The sequence below is a fragment of the Aureivirga sp. CE67 genome (genome assembly GCF_015767245.1).
Classification (GTDB): domain Bacteria; phylum Bacteroidota; class Bacteroidia; order Flavobacteriales; family Flavobacteriaceae; genus Aureivirga.
Window position 1 is genome coordinate 1 of the sequence record NZ_JADOTV010000020.1, and the last position, 20342, is coordinate 20342.

Annotated in this window: 22 protein-coding genes and 1 pseudogene; 18 read left to right on the forward strand and 5 right to left on the reverse strand. The window is 28.2% G+C overall.

The window, feature by feature from the left end; translation table 11 throughout:
* Positions 1-271 precede the first annotated feature (271 nt).
* The 12 genes from I0K12_RS17690 to I0K12_RS17750 all read left to right on the forward strand — a co-directional run bounded on the left by I0K12_RS17690 (position 272) and on the right by I0K12_RS17750 (position 10036).
* Entirely contained in the window at positions 272-1441 is a 1170-nt protein-coding gene (locus I0K12_RS17690) for a hypothetical protein (RefSeq protein ID WP_196889473.1), read from the forward strand.
* A gap of 3 nt (positions 1442-1444) precedes the next feature.
* Positions 1445-1786 carry a hypothetical protein gene (locus tag I0K12_RS17695; protein WP_196889474.1) on the forward strand — a complete coding sequence of 114 codons (342 nt, stop codon included), beginning with the start codon at positions 1445-1447 and terminating at the stop codon, positions 1784-1786.
* 17 nt (positions 1787-1803) lie between these two features.
* Entirely contained in the window at positions 1804-2415 is a 612-nt protein-coding gene (locus tag I0K12_RS17700) for a Crp/Fnr family transcriptional regulator (protein WP_196889475.1), read from the forward strand.
* Positions 2416-2497: 82 nt separating this feature from the next.
* Entirely contained in the window at positions 2498-3388 is an 891-nt protein-coding gene (locus tag I0K12_RS17705) for a YybH family protein (protein ID WP_196889476.1), read from the forward strand.
* A gap of 107 nt (positions 3389-3495) precedes the next feature.
* Entirely contained in the window at positions 3496-3702 is a 207-nt protein-coding gene (locus tag I0K12_RS17710) for a hypothetical protein (RefSeq protein ID WP_196889477.1), read from the forward strand.
* Between the two features lie 108 nt (positions 3703-3810).
* A complete protein-coding gene (locus I0K12_RS17715; protein WP_196889478.1) occupies positions 3811-5106 on the forward strand; it encodes a Fic family protein in 1296 nt (431 codons plus the stop codon).
* Between the two features lie 107 nt (positions 5107-5213).
* Positions 5214-6131, forward strand: coding sequence for an ADP-ribosylglycohydrolase family protein (locus I0K12_RS17720; RefSeq protein WP_196889479.1), 918 nt, complete (start codon positions 5214-5216; stop codon positions 6129-6131).
* A gap of 63 nt (positions 6132-6194) precedes the next feature.
* Positions 6195-6512 (forward strand): hypothetical protein, encoded by a 318-nt coding sequence (locus I0K12_RS17725; RefSeq protein WP_196889480.1) that lies wholly within the window; start codon positions 6195-6197, stop codon positions 6510-6512.
* 480 nt (positions 6513-6992) lie between these two features.
* Positions 6993-7532, forward strand: a complete 540-nt coding sequence (locus tag I0K12_RS17730) for a hypothetical protein (RefSeq protein WP_196889481.1) — start codon at positions 6993-6995, stop codon at positions 7530-7532.
* A 203-nt stretch (positions 7533-7735) separates the two neighbouring features.
* On the forward strand, positions 7736-8206 hold the full coding sequence (locus tag I0K12_RS17735; protein WP_196889482.1) for a hypothetical protein: 471 nt from the start codon (positions 7736-7738) through the stop codon (positions 8204-8206).
* 845 nt (positions 8207-9051) lie between these two features.
* Positions 9052-9519 carry a hypothetical protein gene (locus I0K12_RS17745; protein WP_196889484.1) on the forward strand — a complete coding sequence of 156 codons (468 nt, stop codon included), beginning with the start codon at positions 9052-9054 and terminating at the stop codon, positions 9517-9519.
* Between the two features lie 100 nt (positions 9520-9619).
* A complete protein-coding gene (locus I0K12_RS17750) occupies positions 9620-10036 on the forward strand; it encodes a VOC family protein (protein ID WP_196889485.1) in 417 nt (138 codons plus the stop codon).
* 61 nt (positions 10037-10097) lie between these two features.
* On the opposite strand, the gene I0K12_RS17755 is transcribed toward I0K12_RS17750, so the two are convergent.
* Positions 10098-11024, reverse strand: coding sequence for a malate dehydrogenase (locus I0K12_RS17755; RefSeq protein WP_196889486.1), 927 nt, complete (start codon positions 11022-11024; stop codon positions 10098-10100).
* Positions 11025-11063: 39 nt separating this feature from the next.
* Entirely contained in the window at positions 11064-13004 is a 1941-nt protein-coding gene (gene gyrB / locus I0K12_RS17760; RefSeq protein WP_196889487.1) for a DNA topoisomerase (ATP-hydrolyzing) subunit B, read from the reverse strand.
* Between the two features lie 220 nt (positions 13005-13224).
* Between gyrB and I0K12_RS17765 the strand changes: the two genes are divergently transcribed.
* The 6 genes and pseudogenes from I0K12_RS17765 (at position 13225) to I0K12_RS17795 (ending at position 18177) form a co-directional block, all read left to right on the forward strand.
* Positions 13225-14085, forward strand: a complete 861-nt coding sequence (locus tag I0K12_RS17765) for an SUMF1/EgtB/PvdO family nonheme iron enzyme (protein WP_196889488.1) — start codon at positions 13225-13227, stop codon at positions 14083-14085.
* 478 nt (positions 14086-14563) lie between these two features.
* A complete protein-coding gene (locus I0K12_RS17770) occupies positions 14564-15064 on the forward strand; it encodes a GbsR/MarR family transcriptional regulator (protein WP_196889489.1) in 501 nt (166 codons plus the stop codon).
* 89 nt (positions 15065-15153) lie between these two features.
* Positions 15154-16071, forward strand: a complete 918-nt coding sequence (locus tag I0K12_RS17775; RefSeq protein WP_196889490.1) for a TIGR01777 family oxidoreductase — start codon at positions 15154-15156, stop codon at positions 16069-16071.
* Positions 16072-16073: 2 nt separating this feature from the next.
* Positions 16074-16970, forward strand: a complete 897-nt coding sequence (locus I0K12_RS17780; protein ID WP_196889491.1) for a hypothetical protein — start codon at positions 16074-16076, stop codon at positions 16968-16970.
* Between the two features lie 72 nt (positions 16971-17042).
* Positions 17043-17695 (forward strand): annotated as a pseudogene (locus tag I0K12_RS22030) (class I SAM-dependent methyltransferase).
* 95 nt (positions 17696-17790) lie between these two features.
* On the forward strand, positions 17791-18177 hold the full coding sequence (locus tag I0K12_RS17795; RefSeq protein ID WP_196889493.1) for a hypothetical protein: 387 nt from the start codon (positions 17791-17793) through the stop codon (positions 18175-18177).
* Between the two features lie 51 nt (positions 18178-18228).
* Here the strand turns inward: I0K12_RS17795 and I0K12_RS17800 are convergent, their stop codons facing one another.
* Genes I0K12_RS17800 through pdxH form a run of 3 tightly spaced genes read right to left on the reverse strand, consistent with a single transcriptional unit; the run spans position 18229 to position 20293 of the window.
* Positions 18229-19119: a Ppx/GppA phosphatase family protein gene (locus tag I0K12_RS17800; protein ID WP_196889494.1), complete on the reverse strand. Its 891-nt coding sequence runs from the start codon at positions 19117-19119 to the stop codon at positions 18229-18231.
* Between the two features lie 14 nt (positions 19120-19133).
* Positions 19134-19628: a SixA phosphatase family protein gene (locus I0K12_RS17805; RefSeq protein ID WP_196889495.1), complete on the reverse strand. Its 495-nt coding sequence runs from the start codon at positions 19626-19628 to the stop codon at positions 19134-19136.
* 17 nt (positions 19629-19645) lie between these two features.
* A complete protein-coding gene (pdxH, locus tag I0K12_RS17810) occupies positions 19646-20293 on the reverse strand; it encodes a pyridoxamine 5'-phosphate oxidase (RefSeq protein ID WP_196889496.1) in 648 nt (215 codons plus the stop codon).
* Positions 20294-20342: the final 49 nt, after the last annotated feature.

Here is a 20342-nt window from a genome sequence, read left to right on the forward strand (position 1 = left end):
GAGAAAATTCGAATAAAATACTTTGAAAAAAGAGAGAAAATTATGAAAATTGCTGTCGGAATACATAATTTCAGAGTTACACTCAGAAGTCCCTTACAAAATCAATCGTGATAATGTTTACTAAAGTAAAATCATTTCTATTGAATTTCCTTATTTTGTATTTTATAGATAATTCTTCTACTTTTACAAGCATTGTTATGAACTCTTATTTTCAATAAAACACTAAACTTTTTTATAATCAACTTAAACAAAAAAATTAAACTCAACAGCTATGAAAAATATTCTTTTATGTTTTATCTCTTTTATCTCTATTTCCATTTTTAGTCAAAATACAAAGGAATTAGATTGGGATTATTCTAATTTTTTGAAATATAAAAAAAAGAAAGCTTCAGCATATGGAATTCCCTTAAGAAAAAATGGGAAAGAAAAACGAAGAGATAGTATACTATTATTTTCTAAAGAAATTGATTTAAAAAATAATACTGTTTACGGTATTGATAGCTATTTAATATATTCTAGTCATGCACCAGCTGTGTGGAATCCATCTAAATTTAAAAGTTATTATAACAGCGAAGGTTTATTGCTAAAAGGTACAAGCTCTCCAATAGAAATTCATAAAAAAAAGAAATACGGTTATATTGAATATGAAATAGAGGAAGGAGAATCTATTCATACTTATGATGATCAAAATAACAAAATACGGTCAGAATATAGAATTATAAATAATCAATTTTCTATCGATAAATCCTCCAAAGATACTACGCATATAAAATCCATTCAAGATCCTAAAATATATGAGACTATTTATAACTCAAACAATCAAAAGATAAAACAATATATTACTATTGATAGCACCAGATATATAAAAACAAAAAGTTATAATCCTGAAAATAGAAATTATTGTTACTACTGCAAACCAAAATATTTATTTATTAAATGGAAATATGATCAAAAAAATAGACTTATAGAACGTATTTCATACACAGACGAAAATGAATTGCATACCAAAAATTATTATTTTTATGATAAGGAAAATAGACTAAAAAAACAGATAGATTCTACTGGTTGGTACATTTATGAGAAACCTCTTTGGAAATCGACAACAACATTTACATATGATTCTGATAAAACAATTAAAACTACTTTAAATAATACAGATTCGAATGGAAGTTACTTTCAAAAAATAATTACAGTTTATGATAAAAATAATAACATCTTAAATGAGAAAAGTTTAAATGATTCTCCTGAAAAAGAAAGTTGGGAGATTATAAACACTTGGAATAAAGGAAACTTGATAGAGAGTAAGACAATAAAGTCAAATGGAATAATTTACACCACTAGATACAAATACAATAATCAAAATCTAATTATAGAAAAATCCAAATTTACAAACAAAAGACGTACTCGTTTGACTAGATATTATTATGAAAAAATGGAATAAAAAATGACAATAGAAGAATTAAAAGCTGACATAAAATGGTGGGAATCCAAAAGAATAATATTTAATATTTCACTTGGATTAATTGGGGTTTCAACATTATCACTAGGAATTATTAATAGTAGATATTCTTTTTTATTTTTCGATTTATTTGGAATTCTATTTTGGGGAATCATGGCTAATATTGCATATTCTTCAGGAGTTTTTCTAGAATTAATCGATTGGTATTATTTCAAAAACAAAATTCAAATAAAAAGATTTAGAATGTTCTTTTTTATATGCGGCTTTGCTTTTAGTTGTTTTTTGACCTTAATTTTTGGATTAATATATTTTACAAGACCTTTGTAATCAAATTATAAAAACTCATGATAGATATTTTTATTCAAAAACTTAAAATCACGGAACCAGAACTAATAAAAGAGATTCGAGAATGTTCTACCATTACTACACATAAAAAAGGTGATTTTATCATCAAAGAAAATGAATACATTAAGGTTTTAAAAATTGTTTTAGAAGGAAAAGTAAGAGTTTACCAAGCAAACGAAGATCGTGAAATTCTGATTTACTATCTGAATAGTATGGAGACTTGTACTCTATCACTATCTGCTTGTTTTGAAGATTGTAAGAGTAATGTGAATGCAATTGTTGAAGAAGATTGTACAATTTTAAATATTCCTGTTCGATTTGTGAAAGATTGGAATTTTAAATATAAATCTTGGAATAATTTCACCACCAATATTTTCCGAGAAAGCTATATGCATCTTATTAATCAATATTCAAATTTGGCTTTTCAACCACTAAAAGATCGTTTGTATGATTATTTAATTTCTAAAGCTGAAAATTCAATTGTAAAAAAATCACATCAGCAATTGGCAAAAGAACTTGGAACTACTAGAGAGGTTATTTCTAGACTTTTAAAAAATTTGGAAAAAGAAAACAAAGTTGTTTTGGGGCAAAAAGAAATAATAATTTCATAAAAATCATATCTGTTGTAACAAAAGTCACAAGTATTGCACAATTATCTGCCTTTTCTTTGCATCGAATTTAAACACAATCACAATGAAACGCATAGAAACATTACTTGTTGCAATTTTTGTAGGAATAACACTTATTTCATGTTCTGAACAAAAAGAAATAAAAAAAGAAACGATAACGCAGTCTTATCAGCAACATTCTCCAACAAAACATCATGAGATCGCTTTAGAAGTTTTGGAAGCTAGTAAAAAATGGATCCAATCTTTTAACAAAGGAAATGCTGCCAACTGTGTTCAAGGTTATGATTCTACAGCAGTAATGCTTGCGCAGCCATTTGGATTAAAAAAAGGTACTAAAGAAATTTCTGAATTTTGGACACCATTTATCGAATCTGGAGCTAGTAATTTGATTTATACAAACGTAAGTGTAGAAGTTCCGAATGAAACTACAGCATTTTTATCTGCAAATTGGAGTATGAATGTTGGAAAAGGAATCATTTTTCAAGAGAAATGGAAAAAAATCAATGGAAAATGGTTACTAACTTATGATAATTTTCAAGTTTTAGAACAATTTAAAACTCCTAAAGAAAACACTACAAATCCTGTTGGAAGTCATCTTGTGTTAGAGGAAGTTATTAAAGCTTCTATGCAGTGGACAAATGGATTTAATTCTGGTAAAAGCAACATTTGTGGAGAAGGATACTCTAAAAATGCTGTGATGAATGCAGTTCCTTTTGCATCTATTGTAGGACAAAATGGAATTGAAGGTTTTTGGGCAAAATTAATCAAAGATGGAGCTAAAAACTTAACGTATCATAATCCAATTTTCACAGCAGCTACTGAAAATTCAGCTCTATTAGAATCAAGATGGAGTATGAATATTGGAGAAGGAAAAATCTATCAAGAAAAGTGGGAAAGAATCGATGGAAAATGGGTTTTAACTTATGACGAATTTGAAGTATTGAAAAAATATTAAATAAATGAAAGGCTTTTAAATATATATTTGAAAGCCTTTTTTATTGTCTTTTAAAATTTTGCTTCCAACATTTTAGTTTTAATTTTACCATCTCAAATAAAATCAAAATGGACACAATCAATCTTCCTGAAGCATTTCATCTAGACTCTACCCTACCTGTTCAGGTTTTTGATTATCAAAATTCGCAAGCAATTTCCAAACAACAAATTGTTTTAAATAAACACACCATTAGTTTTCTGATGGATGGTTCGAAAGAAGTTTTATTTGATAATTCGCAGTTTTCTATATTTTATCAATATCTGATAACAACTTAAAAAAATTCAATTAATATTAAACTAATTTTTGAGTAATTTTTAACTTAAAAATATTTGTAATAACTAAAAAACATTGTTAATTTTGAACTACATTTTAACAATGTTACTATGAAGTTAGAAGGACCACCTGAGTTTAAATTAAATATTAATTACCTTGAAAAAATTTTTCAAGGAGAATATACTGAGTTTATAAATAAATCTGATGAAAAGTATTTTTATTGGGATGATTTAAAATACAGAAAAGATGCTCCTTTATCTACACCAATAGAAAATTGGACCTTGATTAAATCATATAGAATTAGTAAATATGAAAATTTACAATTTGGTAAATATAAATTTTATTATTTCATTTCTGAACATATATCAAGAAACTTACATGATTTTGACTTAAAATTAATGGGGGGACTTCAAAAAAATCCTATCCTCCCTTCAGATAAATTAGAGTTTTTCAAAAATTCATTACTTGAAGAAGCTGTAGCTTCTTCACAAGTTGAAGGAGCTGCTACAACAACTAGAGTAGCTAAGGACATGTTGAAGTCAGGAAGAAATCCTAGAAATGAATCTGAACAAATGATTTTTAATAATTTAAAAGCAATAAAATTTATTTCAGAATATATTAATTCGAAAATAGATTTCAAACTAATTATTGAATTACATAAAATCATGACAGCCAATACTGACGCTGAAAAATATTCAGGAGATTTTAGAGAAGGTGAAGTTTTTGTTACAGATCATATTGATGGTGAAATTGCACATATTCCACCTGACTGGGAAGAAGTTAAACCTTTAATGGACGAATTATGTGAGTTTATTAATGATGACAAAAAATTCATACATCCAATAATTAAAGCTTCAATTATTCATTTTATGATCGGATTTATTCATCCATTTAAAGATGGTAATGGAAGAACTGCGAGAGCTCTATTTTATTGGTTTTTACTAAAAAAAGATTATAACTTAGTCAAGAACATCTCAATATCAAGAGTAATATTAGAATCTAGAAATCAATATGATAAAGCTTTTTTAAAAACAGAATATGACAATAATGACTTAAATTATTTCATTACTTATTCGATAAAAAATATCCGAATAGCTTTTGAAAAATTAGTACGCTATAGAGATAAAAAAATAGAAGAAAGAAAAAAAGCAAATTTAGTTTCATATGAATTATTAAATAAAGGGTTAAATAAAAGACAAGCAGATTTAATTGGATATTTATACTTAAAAAATGGAGAAAAAATTACAATGAATTCTTATTCTGAAAGAAATGATATTGTAAGACAGACTGCAAGTAAAGATTTGAATGAACTTATTAATTTAGATTTAATACAAGAAGATAAAACAACTAAACCTTATAAATATTTTTTAAAAAATAAATCGATAATTGATAGTTATTTATTCTAAAATCATAGAATTTATATATTTGATAAGTGATTAAAAAAAGCATATTAAAACTTCGGTGTTGATATGCTTTTTTTGTATATATTACGCAAAAAAATAAATCAAAAAAAATGACAACTGAAAAAAGACTAGAACTTGCTAGAAAATCTTTATTAGGAACTTCTATTGGAGATGCTTTTGGAGAGAGCTTCTTTGGAGAAACAGAAATGATTTTAGAACATTTAAGAAAGAGAAAAATACCAAAAACTACTTGGGATTTTACAGATGATACCATCATGGCAATTGCTGTTTATGAGCAGTTAGAGAAAAATCAAGAAATTATTCAAGATGAATTAATTCAATCATTTGTTAGAAATCATGAGAAGGATTTAAATCGTGGTTATGGTGCTACTGCTAGAAAAATATTGAGAGAAATTGGCGAAGGAGGAAATTGGAAAGAGGTTTCTCAAAATGTTTTTGAAGGTATGGGTTCTATGGGAAATGGAGCTTCGATGCGTGTTTGTCCTATCGGTGCTTTTTTCTTTGATGATTTAAAAAAAGTAAAAGAACAAGCGATTAAATCAGCTGAAATTACGCATACAAATATTGAAGGAATTACGGGAGCGATCGCTGTTTCAATTGCCTCTGCGTTGGCAGTAAGAGTGAAATTAAAATTGGAAAAATATACTCCTACGGAATTTATAGAAAAAATTGTTACCGAATTACCAGATACGGATACCACTTCAAAAATTAAAAAGGGAATCAAAATTCCTTATAATTATCACATCGAAACTGTAAAATCTATTTTAGGAAATGGTGTGCAAATTATAGCAAAAGACACAGTTCCATTTTCTATTTGGTGTGCTGCTCATAATCTAGATAATTTTGAAGAATCTATTTGGAAGGCGATTACTGTTTTAGGAGATCGAGATACGATTTGTGCTATTGTTGGTGGAATTACGATGTTATCTTCGGATGAAAAAAACATACCTCAACATTGGGTAGATTCTGTAGAAAAATATGAAGAAAGTATTTTTTACAAGGGTTAAATATTTTTTTTAAGCGAATCTTATTGATAGCTTTGTTAAAAAAACAAAACCTTATTTTCAACTATGTTATCATTAGCAATAAATGTAGCTATTGGATTTTTAATTGCAATGGCTTTAGGATTAAGTAAATTTTTAATTGAAAAAAAACAACTAATTAAATTTCTACAGGAACAAAAAGGAGAAAAAGTCCTTTACACACATGATTTAGAATTGAATTTAGAACAAAATTTATCTTATAAAATTATTAAAGTAACTACAGAAGATCTTACCAATTCAAAAAGTATTGTGAGTAGATTAATGAAAAAAACTGGTGTTCAATCTCTCCCATGTGCTTTTAGTTTAAATGAAAATAAAGAGATTGTTTATGAGATTATCAAATAAAAACTTAGAATTATTCTTTTAGATTCAATCACTAGTACTCGACTTTCTCTAGAATTGTAAAAGTTGCTCAAAAATTAAGAAAACCAGTATTTTATCCTTTTAAAATGCTGGGTTTTTTATATCTTTTCCACAGGACTTCATCCTATGTTGTCTTATGTCGTCCTTTCAGGACTTTTTATTGTTAATAAAAAAAATATTATCGTATATTTCAAACGAATAGCTAAAAAAGATGAGAGAGATTGGTTAGGAATGGTTCATTTTCATCCATTACAATTTAATGAAAAGAAAGAATTAGAAGTCTTGAGGCTGAAAGTTCAAGAGTAGAATATTATTTAGGAAAATATGGTTCAAATAAACCTTACTTATATATTTTCGTAAGGATAATTCTATACATAGAAAAAGAGCTATGAAAAACAGAATTGGAAAAATTAGTACAATAGAAGGTACTACTAAGCGCAGAAAAAGTTATAAATTTTAATTATGAAGAAAATTATAATTGTATGTTTGATTTTTATAGCTTGTAAAAAAGATACAAATCAAGTAATAGTAAATAATGATTTTAAGAAGGTTTTAGTTAATTATATTGATAAAAATCCTACTAATAAAAATCATAGTGATAAAAACCCTTTTGTAAAATTTAAAAAACCTATTTATCATGTATTTTTCGAAAAAGTTAATACAGATACTATTATAGTAGTCAAATTATTTCCAGATTTAGTTCCATATACCCTCATACCTTCTGAAATTTCAAAAGATACTTCAGAACTAGTATCTGAAATAAAGTATAGCGGATATTTTTTCACAAACGAATCACCTGTAGTTGTATTTGATCCAAATGATTTAAGTAAAAATATAATTTCTAAGAAAAATTTAAAACAAAATTTGCCCAAAGATTATATTTGGGAAATAGGGTATGCTAATGTGCATTTGAGAAATAAAGCAATGTATTATAAACTGTCAGATTCGAAGTTACAGAAATTCGAATTCTCCCCAACTGAAGCCCGAATAAATAATCGCTAATGCTCAATTCTTTCGAATAGCGAAACAACTATTTAAAAATTAAGAAAACCAGTACTTTATTTATTTAAAGTATTGGTTTTTCCATATAGTTTATATCTTTTTCACAGGTCTTCAAACTGTGTTGCCTTATGACGTTCTTTCAGGACTTTTTAATAATAAAAATTAAAATATTATCGTATATTTCAAACAAATTGCTAAAACAGATGAAGAAGAAATATAAATTGTTATTAATAATATTAATCCTTTTTAGTTATTATCAATTATTCTACAAAAGATATTTCATTTATAATGATGATAAATCAAAGGTATTTACTATTTGGAAAAAAACGGGACATCATTTTTATCTAATTCCTGGGAAATATTACTCACCTTTTCTTCCAAAAAAAAATTACATCTATGCTAAGAATCAAGGATTCAATGTAGTTTTTAATTCAAATGATTCTTCTTATTACAATTTAGGTATTTATTATAAGGAAAAATCTATTGACTTAAATTCTGATATTAAAGTTTTTAAAAGAACAGACTCGTTACTTAAACATAATGGAATTTTAAAATCAATATCTTTCAATGGTAGAAAAAATTATATTAAAAACAAAGATAGCTTGAAGAATGTTTTGGAATATAAATATATAGATACTAAACGTATCTATGGGATTAAAATTATCGATTATTAATCTCATTCCCTACTAGATTTAGGTAACATTATACTTCTGCTAAAAGCGTTTTAAAAAAATTAATGACATCACAATAAATTATATTGAAAGTATAGTTGAAATTCAGCGTTACCCATATCAAAGTTCTAATGGAATTAATCAGAGATAAAATTATTTAATATGAATTTACAAAGGCTTAAAATAGTGAAAATGAGAATATTTATTTTAGTTATATTTTTTAGTATTTTTTTTTCTAGTTGTTCTGTAATTAGAAAAGAAACAATTTATAAAGGAAATCTGAATGGGAAATTTTATTCTTTGGTTTTAAAAAAAAATAAAATAGGATATTTAATCAAAAGTAATAATGATTCTATTCCATTTGAATATTACATTAATAGGGAACCAATAACAATAGATGGGAGAAAAAGTACTTATACTTATCGTTTTAGAATAGATTATTCTAAATATCCCAACGCTCCCAGCTTAGGTTTTATTCAATTTAGAAAAGATTCAAATTTATATAGAGGTAACTTTGAAGCTTTCATAAAGCAATGATTTTATTATTTACTTTCCTCTAAAGTGAAAACATTACAGACGGTAAATAAAATTTCTTAAATAACAAACCTGTTTGTTAAAAATATTTATCCTTTTGCTCGCTCTCGAATAAATAACCACTAATACTCGACTCTGTTGAGTACTGTAATAGCTATTAAAAACTAAGAGTACAACTCAAAATAAAGTATTGACTTGGCATAAATCTGTTAAAGGCAGAAATACTCAAGTAACTGTCTTTAATAATAGAAAAGAATCTTTAGAATTGGTGATTAAATCTAAAACTATAAATAATATTTTATCAAACTATAGAAATGGACAACTTAAACATTAAATTATTTTTTATCCTTATTGTTTTAAATATAAACTATATTTTCTCTCAAGATAATAAAGGTGTTAATTTTATACTGTTGATTGATGATGAATTAATTACAAATCTTGGGATGGACTTTAATAATAATGGAAATAGTTTTAATTATTCTTACAGTATTGGTAAACCTCTTATACTACCTGAAAATTTTTTTAAGGATCCCTCTGTAACTCTAACTTTTGAATATTATAAAGTTTTAAAAGATGGTTATGTTAAGAAATATAATTATAATATAGATTTTTCAGAAGGTTGGATGTACAATAGTACTTTTTTAATAATGAAAATTTACAATCTAGATAATGAAAAATATTATAAAGCTTTTTGTATAAAAGATAAAAAATATGTGATTGAGATTCAAAATAGCGTTTATTATATGCAAGTACCTAGATGTAGCAAACCAATAGATGACTGAATAAACAACAAATAAAGCTTTTAAAATTCTATACAACTTTTGGATATAAATTTTAAACAGCTCTATAAAATTTTTAATTTTGGTTTAAAACCTTATAAATATGAAACAGTCTATAATTCATTTAGCTTTAGTTGTAAAAGATTATGACGAAGCAATTGATTTTTACACAAAAAAATTAAATTTTGAATTAATTGAAGATACATACCAACCAGAACAAGACAAAAGATGGGTAGTTATCTCTCCTCCGAATTCATCTGGAGCTACTATTTTATTAGCAAAAGCTTCTAATGAAGAACAAGAAAATGCAATAGGAAATCAGACTGGAGGAAGAGTTTTCTTATTCTTAAAAACAGATGATTTTTGGCGTGATTATGAAGCTATGAAATCAAAAGGAATTGAATTTACAAGAGATCCAATCGAAGCAGATTATGGAACAGTTGCTGTTTTTAAAGACCTTTATGGAAATCAATGGGATTTATTAGAACTTTCTCCTAATCATCCACTTTACAACAGATAAAAAACAAAAACTCCCAACGAATCAACTTTGGGAGTTTTTCTATTGAATATATTTTCGAATCTTATAATTCTAATAATCCATTTGTTTTAGTAACTGCTGCTGCAGAGTTAGCTAATTTTTCTTTCTCAGCATCACTTAAGTTGATATCAACGATCTTCTCGATTCCGTTTTTACCGATGATTACTGGTACTCCAATACAAATGTCATTTAATCCGTACTCCCCTTCTAAGTAAGTAGAACATGGGAAAATTTTCTTTTGGTCACAAGCGATAGCGTGAACCATAGAAGAAACTGCTGCACCTGGAGCATACCAAGCTGAAGTTCCTAATAATTTAGTTAAAGTAGCTCCTCCAACCATTGTGTCTTGAGCAACTTTATCTAATCTTTCTTCAGATAAGAATTCAGATACACGAACACTGTTTCTTGTAGCTAATCTTGTTAAAGGAATCATTCCAGTATCACTGTGTCCACCGATTACCATTCCATCAACATCAGAAGTAGGACATTCTAAAGCCTCACTTAATCTATATTTGAAACGAGCGCTATCTAAAGCTCCACCCATTCCGATAATTCTGTTCTTTGGTAAACCTGTTACTTTGTGAGTTAAGTAAGTCATCGTATCCATTGGGTTACTTACAACGATGATGATTACATTTGGAGAATGCTCAATTAAGCTCTCACTAACAGATTTCACGATTCCAGCATTGATTCCGATTAACTCTTCACGAGTCATTCCTGGCTTACGAGGAATTCCACTTGTAATTACAGCTACATCAGTTCCTGCTGTTTTTGTATAATCTCCTGTTGTTCCAACAATTTTAGTATCAAAACCGTTTAAAGAAGCTGTTTGCATTAAATCCATTGCTTTTCCTTCAGCAAATCCTTCTTTAATATCAACGATTACTACTTCAGATGCAAAATTTTTAATTGCGATGTACTCAGCACAACTTGCACCTACAGCACCTGCTCCTACTACTGTTACTTTCATTATTTCTATTTAATTGTGTTAATTTTTCTATATTTTCTATTAAGCATCGATATTTGCATATACAGCATGCTTCTCAATAAATTCTCTTCTTGGCGGAACTTCATCTCCCATAAGCATAGAGAAAACTCTATCCGCTTCTGTTAAGCTATCAATGGTTACTTTTCTTAAAGTTCTAAACTCAGGATTCATTGTAGTATCCCAAAGTTGTTCTGCATTCATCTCTCCAAGACCTTTATAACGTTGAATAGATGCTCCTGAACCCATTCCCATCGCAATTCTATCACGTTGGTCATCATTCCAAGCATATTCTTTCTTAGTTCCTTTTTTCACTAAATATAAAGGTGGTGTTGCGATATAAATATGTCCATTTTCAATTAATTCTTTCATATATCTAAAGAAAAATGTTAGAATTAGTGTTGAAATATGACTACCATCTACATCGGCATCACACATAATTACTACTTTATGGTAACGAAGTTTTGTTAAGTTTAAAGCTTTACTATCTTCTTCAGTACCAATTGTTACTCCTAAAGCAGTAAAAATATTTTTGATCTCTTCGTTTTCAAAAACTTTATGTTGCATTGCTTTTTCTACGTTTAAGATTTTCCCTCTTAAAGGTAAAATAGCTTGAAACAATCTGTCTCTTCCTTGTTTTGCAGTTCCTCCGGCAGAATCTCCCTCTACTAAGAATACTTCACATTTTGAAGGATCTGTTTCCGAACAATCGCTTAATTTTCCAGGAAGACCTCCAATTGACATAACTGTTTTTCTCTGCACCATCTCACGAGCTTTTGTAGCAGCGTGACGAGCTTGTGCAGCAAGAATTACTTTTTGAACAATTATTTTTGCGTCATTCGGATTTTCTTCTAAATAATCATTCAGCATCTCTGATACTGCTTGACTTACTGCTGAAGAAACTTCTCTATTTCCTAACTTTGTTTTTGTTTGCCCTTCGAACTGAGGTTCTGCTACTTTTACAGAAACAATCGCAGTAAGACCTTCTCTAAAGTCATCTCCAGAAATATCGAATTTTAATTTATCCAACATTCCAGAATTTTCTGCATATTTCTTTAAAGTATTTGTCAATCCACGACGGAAACCTGAAAGGTGTGTTCCTCCTTCGTGCGTATTGATATTATTTACATAAGAATGTAAGTTTTCAGCATAAGAAGTATTATAAACCATTGCAACTTCTACAGGGATTCCATTTTTCTCTCCCTCCATAGAAATTACACTAGTAGTTAATTGCTCTCTTGTTGCATCTAAATATTTTACAAATTCTTTTAATCCTTCTTTACTTTCAAAAGCTTCATGTACGAAGTTTCCTTCATCGTCCTTCTCTCTTTTATCTGTAATAGAAATCTTAATTCCTTTATTCAAATAAGAAAGTTCTCTAAGACGTGCAGCTAGTGTATCGTAATTATATACTGTAGTTTGTGTAAAAATAGAATCATCTGGATGAAAAGTAACTTCTGTACCTGTAGTATCAGATTCTCCAATTTGTTTTACAGGATAAGAAGCTTTTCCTCTTTCATATTCTTGCTCCCAGATTTTTCCGTCACGGTAAACTGTAGCTTTTAAATGATTTGATAGTGCATTTACACAAGATACACCTACTCCGTGAAGACCTCCTGATACTTTATAAGAATCTTTATCGAACTTACCTCCGGCACCAATCTTAGTCATTACTACTTCTAGCGCAGAAACTCCTTCTTTTTTATGCATTCCTACAGGAATACCACGACCGTTATCTCGTACAGTAATCGAATTATCTTCATTTATCCAAACATCTATCGCAGTACAGTGTCCTGCCATTGCTTCATCAATAGAGTTATCTACAACCTCATATACCAAATGATGCAATCCTCGAACACCTACATCTCCAATATACATCGATGGACGCATACGAACATGCTCCATTCCTTCTAACGCTTGAATACTGTCAGCGGAATAATTATGTTTTTTAGCTTCTTCGCTCATATTTTTGTATATCTCTTTTTATGTAAATTCTAAAACAGACAAATATAATAAAATGCTAGGTTTTTTACTACATTTATTACTATTCTTCTTGATAAGTTATTAACAATTATTTTACAATTTTAGTACATATTGATGATATTTTCAAGTTAAAGAGTTTTTAAGTATTGAGTTAGGAAAAATTATTCCTATTTTTCGACTTCTTTTGTTAAAAACTTCAGTTATGAAAAAATCCCTTTTATTCTTTCTCTTATTTCCAGTTTCTTTCTTTGCTCAAAAAAATATAAACTGGAAAAATCCGGAAAATTTTATTTCTATCAATGATTCTATTTCTGTTTCAAAATTTGAAGTAAATAAAGTAGAATTTAATGAATTTTTAAAAGCCCATAAAAATGAAGATTATGATAGTGAAGTAAAAAAGCAAATGAACGAAATGTTTTCATATTCTTTTCCTTTAGGAAATGATCAATACTTTTACCATCCTTCTTTTACTCAAATTCCTCATCCTGTTATTGGGGTTTCATTTGAACAAGCAAATAAATTTTGTAGTTGGATCACCAAAAAATATACAGAAGAACATCCTGATGAGAATGTTTATTTTAGATTGATTTCTGTTCAAGAATGGGAAGAAATAAGTAAAGGAGATAAATTCAAAATTGTGGATTTTAAGAAGAGTGAAAATATTTTCGTGGTGCATCCTGAAATTTATCTAGATTCTTCCAAAAAGTTTATTTGGGAAAAATCTGAAAATGATTTAGATGAAAAAAACAAATATGAGATAACGAATTTCAACACAAAAGACAAAATTCTATACATTTCTGAAAAGGAAATATTTTTTAAAAATAAAAAACCTTATGATGAATTTGGAGTTCAAATTTTAGAACCATCCATTGTTTATGATTTAGTTGCTAATGAAAAAGGATTTTATCATTTATTTGATAATATCAGCGAAATGACTTCAACAAAAGGAATTGCGATGGGAGATAATTATTATCACAATAAAGGAACTTTTAAAAATCAAGTTAAGTATACAAAACCCGAAGTTTGGTTAGGGTTTAGAATTGTAAAATGTAAAAATCTTTAGTATTATTTATTTTAAAACACACCTCTAGCCCCTCTCAAGAGTGGAATCTGATAATTTATAAAAAGTAATAGTTTAGTTTATATTTATTAACATCGTTTTTCTTGCGAAAGGGATTGTAGTGGAAAGCTTTTCTTTTGGCAAAAATTAGTTTTTTCTTGGCAAAAGGAGGCGACCTTAGAAGCCCACGGATTGCCAAGAAAAACTTTTTTGGCAGAAGAAAACTTAGAAAGAAAAGCCCGGCCTTTTTCTGAGTTTTTTGAAACGAAGAAAAAAGGTTTCGCCCTAATATGGAAAATGTTTTTACAATAAACATAATCACGTTTAAAATCTTATAAAAAAATTTTGTTTAATCTAAAACACACCCCTAGCCCCTCTCAAGAGGGGAAATTATTATCTGTTTATCTTTTTAAAAAATGTTTTATTTTATAATAATTTTCAAAACTTTCAATTTTTATTGAAAGTTTTATATCTTTGAAACATGAAATTAGATGAAGCAAAACAAAAATTCGTGCATAGCTGGGGTGTTTTAGGTTCCAATTGGGGAATTAATAAAACCATGGCGCAAATTCATGCTTTACTTTTGGTGAGTGAAGAACCGCTTTCTACGGAAGATGTAATGGAATATTTGAAAATTTCAAGAGGAAATGCAAATATGAATCTACGTGGTTTGATGGATTGGGGAATTGTGAGTAAGGAAATCAAGATTGGGGAGCGAAAGGATTTTTTCAAAGCGGACAAAGATATTTGGGAAGTTGCTCGAAGAATTACGGAAGAAAGAAGTAAACGTGAAGTGGAACCAATTATCAAGATTTTAAAGGAAGTGAAAAATGTGGAAGACGATTCTGATAAAGCAAAAGAATTTGTAGAAACTATTGAAAATCTGGAGTCTTTTACTTCAAAGTTGGATGGAATTGTAAAGAAATTTGTAAAATCTGACGAACATTGGTTTTATAAAAACATGGTAAAACTGATCAAATAAAAAATATTTTAAAACTCAATTTAAGTATTGAGTTTTTTTAAAAACACAAACTTTCAATATTTTCTGAAAGTTTAATAACTATAATAAGTATGAAAAAAGAAAAAGTCATTATTACTGGTGGAACAGGTTTTTTAGGGAAAAGTCTTGCTAATTATTTAACTGAAAAAGAATATGATGTAGTCATCATTGCTCGGAGCCATCCCAAAATATTTAAAGGTAAAAAAATTGCTATTTGGGATGGTTTTTCTCTTGGAGAATGGGCAAAAGAATTAGAGAATGCGAAAGCAATTATCAATCTTGCTGGAAAAAGTGTGAACTGTATCAAAACTCCCGAAAATTGTGATGAGATTTTAAGATCAAGAGTTGATAGTACCAAAATTATTGGAGAAGCTTTGCGAACAATTTCTAATCCTCCAAAAATTTGGATTCAAATGTCTACGGCACATATTTATGGAGATTCTAGAAATAGAATCTGTGATGAAAATGCCACACTTGGTTATGGAATAGCACCTTTTGTTGGAAAAAAATGGGAAGAAACTTTTCATGAAAATCTACCAAAAAATTGTAGAGGATTTGTAATGCGTACAAGTTTTGTTGTTGGAAAAAACGGTGGTGCTTTGAAAAAATTGAAGCAAATCACAAAATTGGGGTTTGGAGGAAAAACAGGAAGTGGAAATCAAGGAATGAGTTGGATTCATGAGACGGATTTTCATAGAATAGTTTTGGAAGCAATTCAAAATGACAAATATTCTGGTATCTATAATGTTTCTGCGCCAAAACCTGTTTCTAATAAAGTTTTTATGAAAACACTTCGTGAAGTTTTAAAAACTCCAATCAGTATCTTCTCCCCTACTTGGATGACAAAATTTGGAGCAAAATACTTTCTGAAAACAGATGCTGAACTTGCTTTATATGGAAGATATATTCATCCGAAAAAACTGGAAAAAGAAGGTTTTGAATTTCATTTTCCAGAATTAAAAAATGCTTTAGAAAATTTAATTAATTAGTTATGAAAAAAGAATTTAGTATTTCAATTCTAATCGGTTTAACTTTTCTATTTACAGGTTTTATTTTACTTCATAAAGGTATAATTGGATATGGAGTTTCATTTTTTGTATTTCTTCCTTTTATTTTAGGTTATTTACTTGGAAAATCAATAGTAAAATCGGTTAGTTTTTATGGTTTAATTACTTCATTTATTATATTTTTTATTCTTCTTATTTGTGGTGGTTTAGAAGGAATGATTTGTGTATTAATGGCAATGCCAATTGTTATTATCGCTACAATTTTAGGAATTTGTGCAAAAAGGATTTACTGTAAAGTGTATCCAGAGAAAAAAAACAAAAATGAACTAAAATCGAGTATTCTTCCATTTTTATTTTTTCTTTCTTTTAGTTTTGTAGAAGAAAAATTGACAGAAAAAAAGTTTGAAATATCAGAAGTGAAATCTGAACTAATTCTTCCTTTTTCGCCAGATGAAATTTATAATAGTTTGATACATTTAGATTCTATTAACTCTGAAAAATCTTTTTTAATGTACCTCAACCTTCCTATTCCTGAGACTTGTGAATTGGAAAAAGATGAAATTGGAGCGATTAGAATATGTTATTCAAATAGCGGAAAATTTGTACAAGAAATTACGGAAATTGAAAAAAATAAAATGATTCATTTTAATGTTCTGAATCTTGAAATAACAGGACGAAAATGGCTGGGCATGAAAAGTAATTCTTATTTAATTGAAAAAATAAATAAAGAAAACACTAAAATCACAGAAAAAATAAGTTATACCACAGAGCTTTATCCTAGATTTTATTGGAAGCCACTGGAAGAATTAGGTTTCAAACAAATTCAAAATTATGTTTTAAAAAGTCTAGAACAAGATTTAAAAAACTCTAAAAACAAATAAACTATGAATAACATTTACAATTCTAAATACATTCAAGATTTATTTGATGAAATGTCTTCTTCCTATCATTTTATGAATTTGATTACTTCTTTTGGTTTTTCAGAGATTTGGCGTAGAAAAACTTTTAATAAAATTGATTTGAATGGCGAAAAAATAGTTTTAGATCTTTTTTCAGGAATGGGAGAATCTTTAAAATATTTATCCGAAACTAAATCTAAAAATAAAGAAATAATTCTATTGGATTTTTCTAAGAAAATGATTCAAAATTTGAAAAAGAAACAAGAAAAAATAAAGAATTAAACATAAACATTCTTCAGGAAGATTTCTTTGAAAACAAATTAGAATCTCAATCTTTAACCACTATCGTTTCTTGTTATGGTTTAAAAACTTTGACTAAAAATCAAATAGAAAAACTTGCAATAGAAACAGAAAGACTTTTAAAATCAAATGGAGAATTTGTTTTTACTGAAATTTCCGTTCCAAAAAATTATATTCTAAAAAAACTCTTCCTATTCTACATTCAAAAAATTATTCCTCTGATAGGCAGATTTTGTTTGAAAAACAACGAATCTTATAAAATGCTTGGAATTTATGTTTCAAATTTCAAAAATTCAAAAAAAATATATGATATATTTAAAAAGAAAAATTTCGAATTAGAATATATTAGTTTCTTTTTTGGTTGTGTCACAGGAATTAAAGGAAGAAAAACAAATGAACATCTATAATTTTCAGAGGTTCATCTATTCAATTTTCTTATTCATCTAAAAGATTTTCAAAGAATTAATTTCCATTCTACTTTTGAAGGGTAAAAAAGAAAATTATGTATTTCAAAAAATCAATATTAACGGTTTTATTCACACTTATTTCAACACTTTGTTTTAGTCAATCGAAGTTGGATAAATTAAAAAAAATTCTAGCTGAAGATATTTCTGCAAAAAGAACAGAAATCATGGTTTCTAAGTTGAATTTAAACGAAGAAGAAAAATCAAAAGTTCATGAATTAAATCTTAAAACAGATAAAAATCGAAAAGAAATATTTCAAAATTCATCAAAGTTTAAAATCCCTAGAAAGCTACGAGTTGAAAACACAAAATATGAGGAAGAATTAGAGAAAATTCTGACTAAAGAAAAATGGAAACTTTACGGCGAGAAAAAAAGTGAAATTAAAGATGAAATGATTGTTTGGGTTGATGAACAAGAAATCTAATTGCTTTTACCCGAAAAAAAAGACTATTCAGTTTTGAATAGTCTTTTTCTTTTATAACGTTTTAGAATGTAATCCTTTTATAATTCCGTCGGATAATCCAATTTTTGGAACAAATATTTTCCTTGCATTACCCCACTTCATTGCAGAAAGATAAATTTTGATTGCAGGAATAATAACATCTGCTCGATCTGGATTTAAACCTAGTTCCGAAATTCTTTCTGAATAAGATAATTCTTTCAAGAAATGATATTGCGCATTCATATAAATATAAGAAAGCGGTTTCCCAGGTGTTCTTCCAGACATTTTATGAATTTTATTAATATTTCCTCCAGAACCAATTACACTCATTTTTTCTAAGTCTTTCGTGTTTTTCTTAATCCATTTTTCCATTTCTTTCCAAATTGGTTTCAATTTCTGATCCGGACTTAAAAGTCTTACCGTACCAATTTTAAAAGATTTTGAATTCACAATTTTCCCTTCAGAAAAAATAGTAAACTCAGTACTTCCCCCTCCTACATCAACATATAAATAAGATTTATCGTTATCGATATAATCCGTCAAATCTGTAGAGAAAATAATAGCTGCTTCTTCTTTTCCATCAATTAAATCAATTTTCACATTGGTTTTATCAAGAATCTCCTGCGCAACTTCCTCTCCATTAGAAGCTTCACGCATTGCTGAAGTAGCACAAGCTTTATATTTTACAACACCATGAACATTCATTAACAAACTGAAAGCATTCATCGCATCTATCATTCTTTTTTTATTTTCTTCCGAAATAATTCCTTCTGTAAAAGTGTCAGCTCCTAAACGGATAGGCACACGAACTAGTGACGATTTCTTGAACGTCGTCGGGTATCCCTCATCTTCAATCACATTCGAAATTAACAATCGGATTGCATTAGAACCTATATCTATTGCTGCATATTTTTCTATTTCCAAAGTATTCTAATTTTTTATTTATTCTTATAATGTTTTGGAAATTCCGTTAAAAAAGTATTTCCTTTTTTAATGTTTTTCCAATGATCAATTTTGAATCGAATACCAACAATTCCACAAGTAGGAACATTCTCGATATTTTTATTTCCAAAATCATTTACAAAATCATTTATTCCATGATTATGACTAAACACTATTGCTGAATCAAACGCATCATCCAAGGCTCTTATTGTCTTAATCAAATATCCATCACTAAAACTATACAGCGATTTGTTAATTTTTAAATTTGCCAAAGGATAACCAAACGTACTACAAAAAACTATTCCCGTATGTAGTGCTCTATTTGCACTACTCGAAAGAAATACATCTGGTCTTGGAACTTTTTCATTTAATATTTTAGACATCAAATACGCATCATTAATTCCTCGTTTTTTCAAAGGTCTATCAATATCTTTGATTCCTTCGTATTCCCAAGATGATTTTGCGTGTCTTACAATATATAGTGTTTTCATTTTTTTTTGGTTAAAAGTTAAGGTGCTAATCTTTCGATTTTCCACTCATAATTTTCTTCTTCTGTATACAAGATTCTATCATGCATCCTGTTTGATCTACCTTGCCAAAATTCTACAGAAACTGGCTTTATAATATATCCTCCCCAATGTGCAGGTCGTGGAATTTCTTTCCCTTGAAATTTCACTTCAAATTCTTCTAGTCTATGATCCAAATATTCTCTTGAAGGAACATGAGAACTCTGATCTGAAGCCCAAGCTCCAAGTTTACTCCCATCGGGTCTCGAATCAAAATAACCGTCAGATAAATTTTCAGCTATTTTTTCAGCTTTTCCTTTTATAATAATTTGGCGTTCCATTCCATGCCAGAAAAAAGACAAACAAACATTTGGATTATTTGCAATCGATTTTCCTTTTTCACTATTATAATTGGTATAAAAAATAAATCCTTCCCAAGTAAACTTTTTCAATAAAACAACTCTCGCTTTTGGATATCCATCTACTCCAATTGTAGAAATAGTCATAGCGTTTGCCTCTTCCTCTGTCTCAGATTCTTCAGCTTCATGAAACCATCTTTTAAATAGTTCCATAGGAAATTCAGGAAGGTTATCTTCCTTCAATTCACTTTTCTCGTAGGATTTTCGGTAGTTACTTAAATCTTTCTCCATTTCACAAATTTACTATCTTTTTTCAAAATTTTTATTTAAATTTTCCTAA